The 12,507-nt window shown below is 59.7% G+C and carries 9 protein-coding genes; 5 read left to right on the forward strand and 4 right to left on the reverse strand.

From position 1 onward, the window contains the following. Positions 1 to 510: 510 nt before the first annotated feature. Positions 511 to 2,598, forward strand: a complete 2,088-nt coding sequence (locus ACP15N_RS14945) for an autotransporter outer membrane beta-barrel domain-containing protein (protein WP_425093123.1) — start codon at positions 511 to 513, stop codon at positions 2,596 to 2,598. Between the two features lie 602 nt (positions 2,599 to 3,200). Here the strand turns inward: ACP15N_RS14945 and ACP15N_RS14950 are convergent. Further along, positions 3,201 to 3,611, reverse strand: coding sequence for a hypothetical protein (locus ACP15N_RS14950; protein ID WP_425093124.1), 411 nt, complete (start codon positions 3,609 to 3,611; stop codon positions 3,201 to 3,203). A gap of 116 nt (positions 3,612 to 3,727) precedes the next feature. On the opposite strand from ACP15N_RS14950, the gene ACP15N_RS14955 reads away from it, so the two are divergent. Beyond that, positions 3,728 to 4,405: a winged helix-turn-helix transcriptional regulator gene (locus ACP15N_RS14955; protein ID WP_425093125.1), complete on the forward strand. Its 678-nt coding sequence runs from the start codon at positions 3,728 to 3,730 to the stop codon at positions 4,403 to 4,405. Positions 4,406 to 4,735: 330 nt separating this feature from the next. Here the strand turns inward: ACP15N_RS14955 and ACP15N_RS14960 are convergent, their stop codons facing one another. Beyond that, positions 4,736 to 6,748, reverse strand: coding sequence for a molybdopterin-containing oxidoreductase family protein (locus ACP15N_RS14960; protein WP_425093210.1), 2,013 nt, complete (start codon positions 6,746 to 6,748; stop codon positions 4,736 to 4,738). 328 nt (positions 6,749 to 7,076) lie between these two features. On the opposite strand from ACP15N_RS14960, the gene ACP15N_RS14965 reads away from it, so the two are divergent. From ACP15N_RS14965 to ACP15N_RS14975, 3 genes are all read left to right on the forward strand, one after another. Beyond that, entirely contained in the window at positions 7,077 to 8,045 is a 969-nt protein-coding gene (locus tag ACP15N_RS14965) for a TRAP transporter substrate-binding protein (protein WP_425093126.1), read from the forward strand. A gap of 157 nt (positions 8,046 to 8,202) precedes the next feature. Then, positions 8,203 to 8,706, forward strand: a complete 504-nt coding sequence (locus ACP15N_RS14970; protein WP_425093127.1) for a TRAP transporter small permease — start codon at positions 8,203 to 8,205, stop codon at positions 8,704 to 8,706. Between the two features lie 81 nt (positions 8,707 to 8,787). Beyond that, the gene (locus ACP15N_RS14975; RefSeq protein ID WP_425093128.1) at positions 8,788 to 10,092 is read left to right on the forward strand and encodes a TRAP transporter large permease; all 1,305 of its coding nucleotides are present in this window, start codon (positions 8,788 to 8,790) and stop codon (positions 10,090 to 10,092) included. 218 nt (positions 10,093 to 10,310) lie between these two features. On the opposite strand, the gene ACP15N_RS14980 is transcribed toward ACP15N_RS14975, so the two are convergent. Together ACP15N_RS14980 and ACP15N_RS14985 are read right to left on the reverse strand one after the other, a co-directional pair. Next, positions 10,311 to 10,640 (reverse strand): hypothetical protein, encoded by a 330-nt coding sequence (locus ACP15N_RS14980; protein ID WP_425093129.1) that lies wholly within the window; start codon positions 10,638 to 10,640, stop codon positions 10,311 to 10,313. Beyond that, positions 10,633 to 12,504, reverse strand: coding sequence for an OmpA family protein (locus tag ACP15N_RS14985; RefSeq protein WP_425093130.1), 1,872 nt, complete (start codon positions 12,502 to 12,504; stop codon positions 10,633 to 10,635). The genes ACP15N_RS14980 and ACP15N_RS14985 overlap by 8 nt, the downstream gene beginning before the upstream one ends. Positions 12,505 to 12,507 lie beyond the last annotated feature (3 nt).

Consider the following 12,507-nt stretch of genomic DNA (forward strand, 5'->3'; position numbering starts at 1 on the left):
TCATTTCCCGAGAGGACAGCAGACTGATATCGAGGTGCGTTCGCCGTCGAACGTTGCGTGTCTGTTGGGCCACACCGGATCTGCAACCATGCACGGCGACGTTGCTTTGCCGCGTGCATTCTCTACTTTTGGTTGCCACTCAACGCCCCCTCCTGCGTCTTTGCAACGCTTGTCACGATGGGGCACCCACCGGGAACCAGGTGACAAATGACGTTTTCTCCTTTGGTGGTCGCAAGACCTGCCGCGTTTTTCCTGACTTTCACCTGCATATCCTTCTTCGCGGTAGCACTTTTGTTTCTGACACCTGGAAATGCGCATGCACAAAGCGGCATCTCCTGTGCGGAAGTGCCTGCGCCCTTTACGAGAGTGCCCGCGGGCACGGAAACAACTCGCGGAAATCAGACGATTTCGACGGTTGAGCGCACGTGTCTCCCCATTCCGAACGGTCCGATCACCGGCCTTACGGTCGGGAATTCTTCGATCACACCTACCGGAAAGATCGAGCTTTATGTGCCCGGACAAAGCACGGTGCCGGGCAATGCCTCTGTCCTGACGCTTCTGAACGTGGATGTCGCGGGGGGAAGCGGTGATTTCGTGTCGCGTGAAGCGTTGGTCACGAACATCAACGGCAAGCTGCGCGTCAACGTCATTGGAACGACCATCGGGTCGGGCAGATCGATGACATTCGCACCCGCCAACGGCGGAGATGTTGACCCGACCGAGGTCTATTTCCAGTCTGATACGCCACTCACCTACAGCGACCTGACCGTCACCAACGCGACCGAGATCGTTTTCGGGGCCATCAATATTCAAACACGGGTTGCGGACCCGTCCGACTTTACCCTGACCAACAGTTCTATGTCAGCAACAAGTGATATGGTGCTGGCCGGCGGTTCGACCCTGCGTCTCGATGGAACGACCACGCTGACGACGGTCGAGTTTGACAATTTTGGAACGCTGACTGGGACCGGAACGGTCAATGCGTTCAATTTCAACATGAAGGCTGGCAGTACCCTGTCGCCCGGGGCGTCGATCGGAACACTGAACATCAACAGCGCGATTTCCTTCGATCTCGGCGCAATCATCCTGTCCGAACTGGACCCCGCCGCGGGCCAGAAAGCCGACCTGATCGTCGCCACGGACGCGGTGAGCGGTATCAACAACGCGCAGATCCAGGTCGACGCCGCGCGCCCGGGCCTGACCGCGCAGGACTATGTTGCCGGAAACGACTATACCGTCTTCCAGGCGTCCAGTTTCGACGGGGACATGCCGTCCGTCGTGGCTGGCGCATCGCTGCCGGCGCTGGCCACACCACGGGTCGCCAACACACCCAGCACGGACGGGCGGATCGATATTGCCTTTGATGCCTTGCCAGTGACTGCGCTGCCGCTGCTGCCGGCGGTGTCTGGCTCGGCGAATGCCAGCAGTCTGGCGGGGGCTGTGGCCACCTCTGCCACTCAAGCGCCGGGAACTTCGCTCACGAGCGGCACTTCGTTGGGCAGTGCGTTGAGCACTCTGACGAATGCAGGTTTGGCTGGCTTCAACTCCGTCCATGCCGAACCCTATTCCTCGAACCTGACAATCGGGCTGGAGCAACTGGACCTGATCACCAATACGGTTCTGAGCCATGCCGACTGCCGAAAATACCAACCCGCCGGTCTTCCGGATCGGGCGCAGCCCCTCGCATCAGGTGCAATCGGAGCTGTGCAAACTGGTCCGGCCGCCGCCGCCGACGGCGCTTTGGCCTGTGCCCAACGTCGCTGGTGGGTCGATACGGCATATGTGAACGGCCGCGTTGATGGCCGCAACGGGTTGGGAACCTTCGATTACACCATCGGCACCATTGTTGCAGGTGCCGACCTCTTCAGTTTCGATGACAGCGTCATCGGGGTCTTTGCTGGCCTTGGCACATCGTCGATGGATGAGCACGACCAGGTAATTCAGGACTTCTCAACCGACAGCTTTCATGCCGGGATCTACGGGCGCACAGAGGTCGGCGCATGGGAAATCTCGGGCTTGCTGGGATACGTGTCAGGCGAAACGGATGCGCAGCGCAGCAATCCGTCTCTCGATGGATTTACGGGTGGCGACGCGGAGGCTGAACTCGATCAGGACGGGTTTCACGCGGGTCTTCAAGCACGGACTTATGCCACTCTTACTGATGGGGCGATTGTCGCGACCACCTTCGGGTTGACCTATGGACGCATTGGACAGGGTGCAGCCGTCGAGACGGGGAGTGGGGATTTCCTCTATGCAATCGACGAGGCCGATGCGGACGCTCTTGTGGGGTCGATCGGCGTGGATTACCGGAAAGACTTCGTCACAGGGTATGGCGTTCTCACGCCGATGGCCTTTGCGCGATACGAGTATGACTTTCTGGCCAACAACAGCAAAGAACACGAAATCACGGTGACAAGCCCGATCTTCGGCACGTTCACTCAAGTAGGGCAGAATCGGGGCGCGAGCGGACTGGTCCTTGGTGTGGGGCTCGGCTACGCGCTGTCTGATCGTGTCAGGTTCACGACTGGATACGGGTATTCAAAACGCTCCAACGGGCAGGAACATGCGTTTGGCGCAAACCTCAGTGTGCTTTTCTGACCGTTGAGCACCAGGTGTTCAAACCGCCTTCGTGATCCGCTCCAGATACGCACGCAGCTCCGCAGCCTCGGCCCGCGCTTCGCGGAGGCGGTCCATAGCGGCGGTGAGCTCGACTTCTTTCTGGGTCAGCATGTTCGACAGGTCCCGCTCGCGCGATGTTTAACCCGTGTGTCGCGCTCATCCTGGCTGACAAGCGGACAAAGCAGCCGTTCATCATCTCGTGACTCACGGTTGCCGTAACAGGCTTGGCTCAGCCAAGCTCGCAACGTTCCTGCCAAGCTGCGGCTGTGGCAAATGCAAATGATGGCTGGCGCTGTGGATTTTGGCGCGTTCCTTTCTGCACACTGTGTATCTGGAGCGCCAAACAACCTGCCATCAGGCACCCAAGCTCTGCAAAAGTCACCAAAGACACGGACCCAACCGTGACGCTGTCACCCAACCACCGCGCATTCCCTGTCGACTGCAAGCAGTTGCGAGACAAACCCTAGGCCATTGCCAAATCTCGGTTCCGCAGGCTGGCAACCAACTGTGGGATGGAGCTGACAAGAGTGATGGCACCTGCAGCAAACCCAAGCACTTCGATCATCATCAGCTCCATCACCTCAGTTCCAACGATAGTGAGGGGTGCGTTCGCCTTTTAAAAAGCGGGTCACATCCGTGGCATCGATCACAAAGGACACCGCGTTGGTAACTGCCAGCACCGCGATCCACACCTGCAACTCTGGATGAGCGGCGGTGCTGTCCCAGCGTGTCGCCAACCAAGCGAACATCGGGACCCAGAGTAAATGGCCGACGCCCAGAACGCGCGTGAAGCCGATCCGACCGTAGATCATCGCTTGACCAAATACCGACAGAAGTGTCGTGGCCAGAACCACCTGCGCTTCGAGATGCCCGATGAAATAAAGGCACAAAAGGTTGACCCCAACGAGCCAGACATTCCAAATCCGGGGCACCGGGCGGAACCGCAGAAACACGATCCCGAAGATCTTCAAGACGTTCGTCACAAAATCCATCATCGCTCTTCTCCTGTATTTGCGTTGATGAGCGAGGGGTAACTGTCGGATGGGTTGCGCCGATACTTCGCCAAGCGTAGCGTCGAACTACGTTTCGCGTAGTTAGGATTTGGACGATGCGGTATGGTCAGTTCTGCCCAGTGGCAAAATCCGCGGAGATTCTCGGGAACACGTGGTCCTTGCTGATCATCCGGGAACTTCTGTTGGGAAGCACGCGGTTCACCAAGCTGCAAAAAGGAATGCCACGGATTTCTCCGACCGTTCTCAACACGCGCCTGAAAGAACTTGAAGCCAACGGCGTCATCTTGAAACGCCCGATTAGCGGGCAGCGCGGATTTGAATACCACCTGACCCCGGCGGGCAAAGAACTCGCACCAGTCATCGAGTCTCTGGTCGTCTGGGGGATGCGTTGGGCGCGCGATGAGTTGCGAAGCGATGAAATGGACGTGGCATTCCTGATGTTCGACGTTGAGCGGAACATCAAGACCGAGGAACTGCCGGGCGGTGAATCCGTGCTTTGCTTCCAGTTCTCGGATTTGAACGAGTACAAGAAGTGGTGGATCGTTTGCGAAGGAAACACCCGCGACCTGTGCTACGAGGACCCCGGCAAGGACGTCTCTGCCTATATTTCCACGACGTCGCACGAACTGGTCCGCGTCTGGATGGGAGATGTATCTTTGTCAGACGCGATGGCGGATGAGCGGATCATCGTCCTTGGCGACAGCCTGATTTGCAAGCGCTTCAAGAGATGGTTCCCACTCTCTCCAGCGGCAGGAATACCGCGCCCAGCGTGAGCAGCGTGGTCAGAATTGGGTCGAGCCTTGCAGGCGGTTTCGGTAGTTTGCAGACCAACGCAAGGCAGACCACGCAAGAAATCGAAGCATCAGGCTCTCGTCGGCCAACAACAGACATCTGACCATTTCGATCAGGTCTTCGGCCTCAATTTACCTACGAACGTCTGCTTTGCGCACAAGAACACCCTGGAGCGATTTGAACGACTAGCGAAATTCGGGCGTCCCCCGCTTGCGTCATGCATCAAGAGCACTGCGCTCAACTCCTGCATCCTCGCATGTCTTCAAACGCCAGACATCCAGTCTTTCGAGTTTGGAACGCGCTTTCCTGAGTCAGCTATCCGCGCTGATAGGGCGAACCTCGACGCGTGCGCCGTAGTTGTTTTGACCGACCGAGAAGGGAAACTCTGAAAGTGCGGTTTCGGGCAGGACGGACTCGCCGTCGGTCAAAGCATTCAAGCCAGGCCACCCATCGCGTATCCAGACCGTGCCTTCGGGTACGCGTTGCGTGACCTTGGCGCGCGCATGGAAGGTGCCACGCGGATTTGAAATCTCTATCCAATCGCCATCTGCAATGCCACGGGCGGCCGCATCCTCGGGAGCAATCCAAAGGTCCGGGTCAGTTTCGCGGTTTGCGAGTGTCGGCAGGGCACGGCCATGATCAAAGAAGGCGTGAAACTGTGCGAACGTGCGCCCATGCGCGAGGGCCAGTCCGTCGTTCGGCCGCGCTTCGGGCGGCATTGGGAGTGGCGGCAGGCCCATTGATTGCGCGCGCTCGGAGAAGAACTCGATCTTTCCCGAAGGCGTGGAGAACTCAAGATTAGGATACGCCACGTGTGAGACGTTGAGCGGGACCCGCCCACTATTCGCGCGCAGGGTTTTGACCGTCGCGTGTCCCGTGGCCGGGTGATCCAGAGCAGCATTCATGGCGGCTTCCTGGTCGACCCAGGGGTATACGTCCCTGACACCAAGCCTGTCGCCGAGCCCCTTGTAGAGTTCATAGACGGGGCGCGCCTCGCCTGCCGGGGACAGCACCCGGTCGGACAGGTGGATATGGGTGTTTGTGGATTTTGCACCGATCTCCTCCAGCCAGATCGTGCCGGGCAGGACAATGTCAGCAACCTCGCGGATCGTTTGGTTTGGAAAAATGTCGTAAGCCACAACCAAATCGGCCTTGGCCAGCGCCGCGCGCGTCCGGTTGGTCTCCGCAAAACAGGACAGCACGTTTGAGCCGATCGTCACAAAGACTTTCACGGCTCCGCTTTCGAGCGCTTCGACAATGGCCTCCATCTGGTTGGGAATATACTCGCCAGGCGGTCGGCGATCAGCGGCAGAGACATCGTTGAAGCCCACTCCATGGCTGCGGCCACCGTGTCGCGGACCGATACCGCCGCCCTTAATGCCGAAATTTCCGGTCAGAGCGGGCAGACAGGAAATAGCCCGCGCAGCCTGCCAGGTGTTGTCGCCCTTATGCAGAGAAGATCCGCCGATCACGATCATCGCAGGTTTGGCGGTCGCATAAGCCTGCGCCAGCCAGGTGATTTGCTCGACGGGCACTCCAGTGAGGGTCTCTGCCCAGCTTGGGGTCATGGTCTCGACATGTGTCTTGAGGGCGTCGAACCCGACCGTGTGCTGCGCAACGAAGTCAGCGTCGTACGAGCCGGCGGCGATAATCACATGCATTATGGCCAGCGCGAGCACGGCGTCAGTTCCCGGCTTCAGCAGGATGACATCATCGGCAAGCGCGGAAGCCTCTGTACGGCGTATATCGACGACGACGATCCGCGCGCCACGCCGTTTCGCAATCTCGACATGGCGAAGCGTATTGGCCTGGCTAACCGTGTTCGCTCCCCATAGAACGACCAGCTCAGAATTCGCGCTGAGATCCTCCTTGCTCGACGTCTCAAGTGCTCCGGTGATCCCGACGCCAAACGCGCCAAGTCCCCAACAAATCATCGCCGGATTCCAGTACTGGCAGCCGAAGAGGTTCGCGAAGCGATCCATCTGTGCACGCTTCAGGCCAAAGGCGTAGTCGTTGCCCCAGTTGCCGTGAGCTTGCCAGAAACCCACCTTTTCGCGCCCCACTTCGCGCATCTTGTGCGCGATATGGTCCATGGCGGCTTCCCACGTCACGTCAGTCCAATCGTTAGAGCCGCGCACGTGGCGCATCCGAGGGCTCAAGAGGCGCTGCTTGTTGCCAACGATTTCGTGGACGGCCTTGCCGCGCATACACAGGAAGCCCTCACTATCCGGGTTCGTCTCATCCCCTTCGATGGAGATTTCCCCGGTGTCGGATTTAGTAACTGTCATCCCACAAAGCGTCGGGTGACAGTTCATCGGGCACATTGTCTTGAAGGTTTCCAACCCGAGTTCCGTCCTGTGGAATGAATAAGTTGTGAGAAACCTAGCCGAGTTCAGGGCATCGGAGAAGCAGCGCCTGGTCCTTGCGCTGCGGGGACATCTACAACCTTCGGTTCAGTGTCCGCTGCGCGGACAAGAGAGACAGGCTTGCGCCTGTCCAGCGCATGTGTCCAACTTATATGTATTGGTGTGCCACACTACTCGCGGCGCACAGCACCGACGGAATTGATGGGCACGCCCCGGTCCAAATACGCCGCCGGACACGACCCGTACTCAGGTGCGGGAGAACAAAACAGGGAGCCAAACAATGAGTATGATAAAATCCTTTGCTGCAATTTCTGCGGCGGCGATAGCGATTGGGCAGTCTGCACCTGTTCTCGCGCAGACCTCCTGGGATATGGCGACGCCGTATCCGGACGCGGAGTTCCACACACGCAATATCAACCAGTTCGCGGAAGAGATTGCTGCCGCAACATCCGGGGGGCTAAGCATCACCGTTCATTCCGGAGCGTCGCTTTTTAAGCATCCAGAGATCAAGCGAGCGGTGCAAAACCAGTTGGTGCCGATTGGTGAAGTTCTGATGGCGAACCTCTTTAACGACGACCCGATCTTCGGCGCAGACAACATTCCGTTCATTGCCTCCACCTACGAGGACGCAAAGGCGCTATGGGACGCGCAGCGCCCACTTGTTGAAGCCAAGCTGGCTGAAGACGGTATCCGCTTGCTTTATGCAGTGCCGTGGCCAGGACAGGGCTTCTATACCAACAAACCGCTAGCGGCGGGTAGCGACCTGGAAGGTCTTCGCTTCCGTACCTACAACGCAACGACCGCTCGTATGGCAGAACTGCTTGGTGCGTCGCCGACCACCATTGAGGCGGTTGAGATCCCCCAGGCCTTCTCCACCGGCATCGTCGACGCAATGGTGACCTCGGGCGCGACCGGAGCGCGCACCAAGGCTTGGGACTTCACAACGGAATTCTATGACCTTCAGGCATGGTTGCCCAAGAACATGATCATCGTAAACGAGTCGGCCTTCAGCAGCCTGCCAGAAGACCAGCAACAAGCGATTCTCGATGCGGCTGCCGCGGCCGAAACCCGGGGCTGGGAGATGAGCGAAAGCGTTGCGGCAGAGTCGGTAACTGTTCTGAAGGACAACATGACTGTTCACGCGGCCAGCGATGCGCTTGCGGCCGATCTTGCGGCCGTTGGTCAGCAGATGGCAACCGAGTGGGCGGAAAGCGTCGGCGCCGAAGGCCAAGCTATACTCGACGCACTGAACTAACGCGCGAGAAGCGCGGAGGGCGGGCGACACTCACGAGATGTCGCCCGTCTGCTGGAACGACTTCTGAACTTACGTCGGGTCGGTCTAAGCTGGTAGTTACGAGGAAACGCAACACATGCTCACTCGATCCCTGGACGCGATCTACAGGGCGGCAGGAGTGCTCGCCGGAATATTTCTTGTCGCGATTTGCGTCATCGTGGTTGCCCAGATTATTGCGCGGCAGATGGAAACGATTATTCCCTCGGCAGATCAGTTCGCCGGGTTCTGTCTCGCGGCGACATCCTTTCTGGGGCTTGCCTATAGTTTCCGAAGCGGAAGTCATATCCGGGTGACACTCTTCACACAGGCTTTGAAGGGGTTTGCGGCTCGCATGTTTGTTGTTATCGCGCTTGCTGTGGCTACGGCGATCAGCAGCCTGCTGGCTTGGGAAACGCTCAAGATGGTTGGCCAGAATGCGGCGCGCGGAGAAGTCACCTCTGGCTTGATACCGATTCCACTATGGCTTCCACAGCTCGGAATGGCCGTGGGGGTCACGCTTTTTGCCATCGCGATTGCCGAAGATCTCGTCTGTGCAGTGATGGGCCGTACCACGGCCTTTGAACAACATGAGCTGAACGACAGTGAACCGGACTCACCCGACAAAGCGCCGACCAATCAGTGATGAAATCCAATAAGACCCTGAATTGCGTAGTGTCCCGCCATCTTGCGATGCACCTAAACGAAAGCTCCGGAGTTTGAGGCAATGGACCCCAGTATCGTCTCTCTTTTCCTGATCGGTGCCATGCTGGTGATGCTCGCATCTGGCATCTGGGTCGCCTTGACCCTAATGGTCGTCGGCTATCTCGGGATTTCGTTGTTCTCAAGCGCGCCGGCCGGCGCGATCATGTCCACAACGATCTGGGCGCAATCCTGGTCGTGGGCGCTTACGGCCTTGCCGTTGTTTATATGGATGGGGGAAATCCTCTATCGTACAAAGCTTGCCTCGAACATGTTCAAGGGGCTGGCGCCGTGGATGAACGCACTTCCAGGACGTTTGCTACATGTGAATGTGGTGAGCTGTGGTCTGTTCGCGGCGGTCTCCGGATCTTCTGCAGCGACCACTGCCACGATTGGACGGATCACGATCCCTGAGCTTGAAAAGCGCGACTACGACCAGAAAATGATTGTCGGAAGCCTGGCCGGGTCCGCAACGCTTGGGTTTCTAATCCCGCCTTCCATTATCCTCATCGTCTATGGCGTGGCCGCCGAGGTTTCCATCAGTCGGCTTTTCATCGCCGGTATTCTGCCGGGCTTGATGCTGATGGTTCTGTTCATGGGCTACATCATGCTTTGGTCCCTGTGGAACCCGGACAAGACCCCGGCACCCGAGCGACGCATTCCTCTGTTCCAGCGACTCCGCGCGACCGCGGGCCTGTTTCCAATGCTCTTTCTGATCATTGCCGTAATCGGATCGATTTACGCGGGCATTGCAACCCCGACCGAGGCCGCCGCAGTGGGTGTTCTCGGAGCCCTGATGTTGTCTGCAGTCTCAGGCACACTGACCTGGTCATCGATCACCGAAAGCATTGCAGGCGCGACGAAAACGACCTGCATGATCACCTTGATCCTCGCAGGCGCAGCCTTCCTGTCAGTCTCGATGGGGTTCACCGGCATTCCGCGGGCGTTGGCGTCCTGGGTTGGCTCATTTGAACTGAGCCAGTTCGAATTGTTGCTCGCGCTTACGCTCCTTTTCGTGGTGATGGGCTGTTTTCTCGACGGAATTTCCATTGTTGTGCTGACCGCGTCAGTGATCATGCCAATGGTGCAAGCCGCTGGTATCGACCTGATCTGGTTCGGAATCTATCTCGTGGTCGTTATCGAGATGTCTCAGATCACACCGCCCGTGGGGATCAACCTGTTCATTCTCCAGTCGATGACGAAGCACGACCTATTGGCTGTAGCAAAAATGGCCTTTCCGTTCTTTCTCGTTCTCGTGCTCGCAACGTTGTTGCTCATTATTTTTCCCCAGATCGCCACCTATCTGCCTTCTCTGATGACGCGGGGATAGAACGACCGCATTCCATTCGAAGCCGGCATCTGAAGAGTCCTGTCAGGTCTCTCGCTCAACAGAAGGGGTGAGTGACCGCAATGCGGACCAAAGCAGCTTATTTCGCAAACGTAGCAAACTCACTCTACATCCGCAGTGTGGACAAGAACTTTTGCCACGTATGGCGCTAAGGAGTGTCGCGCTACAAGTCTGGGAAGACCCTGTACTCCTGGTGTTCCTCAAACCGCCTTCGTGATCCGTTCCAGATACGCCCGCAATTCCGAAACCTCAGCTCGCGCTTCGCGCAGGCCGTCCATGGCCGCGGCAAGCTCGGCTTCTTTCTGGGTCAGCATGTTCGACAGGTCCCGCTCGCGGTTTTCGGCATAGGTGATCGCCTGATCGCGCAGGTCTTCTGCCTCGTGGAGCTGATGCGCCATCTCCTCCAGATCGCTCATGTCGTCTTTCGTGACATGGGTGAAGCTCGTCACCACCCAGCGCATCACCCACCCAAGGGCAAAGGCCGCAAACAGGATCACCGCCGTCGCGATCACGATCTCGGTTCTATTCATCACCCTCTCCTGATGTCTCGGGCGCCTCGGCCCGGTCCGCCCCGCGATTGACCGGCGGGGTCGGGCGCGTGAACTCGATCCGGCGGTTTGCCTCGCGCCCCTCGGCGGTGTCGTTGTCGGCAATCGGAAGCGCCTCGCCATAGCCGCGCGCGACAAGGTTAGCCGTGGTCAGCCGCTGCGCCGACAGGGCCGCCAGAACCGCATCCGCCCGCTGCTGGCTGAGGTCGAGGTTCATGACCTCCCGCCCCTGGCTATCGGTGTGCCCGGCAATCTCCATCGGCACATGCGTGCACTCTGCCAGCACCTCGGCGATATCCTCGATCAGCCCGTAAGTGTCCGCGGCCAGTCGCGCCGACCCCGGATCGAAGGTGATCTTGCGTCCGTCCTTGACCAGTTCGATCCGCTCGAAACACGCCTCCTCGGTGGGGATTGCGGTCTTGGGGTCCAGCAGCGGGTCGTAGCGGACCTCAAGCCGGATATCCTCTGTCGCGCCCAGCCGGTCGGCCAGCAATTGCGCAATCTCCGCCGGGCCGTCCTCGGACCCGGTCCGGCCCGACACCTCCACGAAGCCCGGCGTGACGGTTGCCGCGCCGTTGTGCAAATGGCCCAACCCCTCCAGCGCTGCCAGCACGCGCACGGACCAGCCCTCTGGCGCGTTGTCGCTGACACTGGTGGCATTGTAGACATTCGCTCCCCCAAACAGCGCGCGCGCCATGGTCTCGGTCACTTCCTGACGGGCGGTGTCGGTCACATGCCCGCGCAACTGCGCCAGGCCTTCGGGGCTGAGCGTTGCGGTGAAGCGCAGGCTTTCGGGGTCGAAAATGCCCGGGCGTTCCTCTTCCTGTTCGGGCAGGACGGCAAAGACCGAAAACGGCTCCGGGACGGTGCCTTCCAGATCGGCGGTGACGCGGGCGAAGGTGGCCTCCGGCGTCGCCTCGGGGGCGATCAGCGTCACATCCGCGTCCGTTATGGTCAGCGTCCCGCCCCCCAGCGAGACGACGGCGCGAATGCCCGCTGTCGCCGCATCCGCCCACCGGGGCGATGGCGCGCCAAGGGCCAGCGTGCACTGGTTTCCGGGGGCCAGCCCGGCCTGTTCGGCGGCCGCCAGGATCCGGCCCCGATCGCGCGCGGTCTCCGCCGCGCAGCCTTCGAACCGCGCGCCGTTGCCATCCTTTGAAAACCGCAAGGTGTACGGGGCAAGAACCGGGCGCGGCGCTGCGATATCCAGCGTCACGACCACACCCGCCGGAGCTGTCCGCCGCAACCGGGTTTCCAGCCGGTCGCGGTCGTCGGTGCTCTCGGCAATTGCGGCCACATGGACCTTGCCCGCGCTCAGGCTGATCTTGGCTTTTGGCAGCAACTCGGCGGCCTCCAGCCCGAACTCGAGCGCCGCAATCCAGCGGGTCGGGATCGCGTGATCCGCCGTCTCGACCATGTCCACGATGCTCCCCAGGTCGCTCAGGCGCGCCACCAGCGCATCGCGCTCGGTCTCTGCCGGGACCAGCCCGATCAGCGAAATGCCATCCTCGTTGCGCAGCAACTCCAACGAAAATTGCGGCGGGGCCATGGGCTCTGCGGCGGCAACCTCCAGCGCGTCGATGATCCGGTCCGGCGCAATCGCGCGGCTGGCCGCTGAAATCGCGGCAAAGCGCGCGGCTTCATCGGGGGCAGTGCCGCTGATCGTCATGCGCAACCCGTCGGCTTCGGCAAACGTGAACTCGGTCGCCCCGGCCTCGTCCAACGCGGCGCCGACCGCCGCGACAGAGCGTTCTTCCAGAATGTCGGTCAGAACCGTGCTGGCAACCAGCGACCCTGCAGCGGCAGCTCCAAAGGCGAGCACAGTAAGAACAAGACGGCGGGCCATCCC

Source organism: Tropicimonas sp. S265A (assembly GCF_049800835.1).
In the GTDB taxonomy this organism is placed as follows: domain Bacteria; phylum Pseudomonadota; class Alphaproteobacteria; order Rhodobacterales; family Rhodobacteraceae; genus Dinoroseobacter.

Coding starts and splice junctions, on each gene's coding strand:
- ACP15N_RS14950 (WP_425093124.1), bottom strand. CDS start 3,611: ATGGATTTTGTGACGAACGTCTTGAAGATCTTCGGGATCGTGTTTCTG.
- ACP15N_RS14955 (WP_425093125.1), top strand. CDS start 3,728: ATGCGGTATGGTCAGTTCTGCCCAGTGGCAAAATCCGCGGAGATTCTC.
- ACP15N_RS14960 (WP_425093210.1), bottom strand. CDS start 6,748: ATGTGCCCGATGAACTGTCACCCGACGCTTTGTGGGATGACAGTTACT.
- ACP15N_RS14965 (WP_425093126.1), top strand. CDS start 7,077: ATGATAAAATCCTTTGCTGCAATTTCTGCGGCGGCGATAGCGATTGGG.
- ACP15N_RS14975 (WP_425093128.1), top strand. CDS start 8,788: ATGGACCCCAGTATCGTCTCTCTTTTCCTGATCGGTGCCATGCTGGTG.
- ACP15N_RS14980 (WP_425093129.1), bottom strand. CDS start 10,640: ATGAATAGAACCGAGATCGTGATCGCGACGGCGGTGATCCTGTTTGCG.
- ACP15N_RS14985 (WP_425093130.1), bottom strand. CDS start 12,504: ATGGCCCGCCGTCTTGTTCTTACTGTGCTCGCCTTTGGAGCTGCCGCT.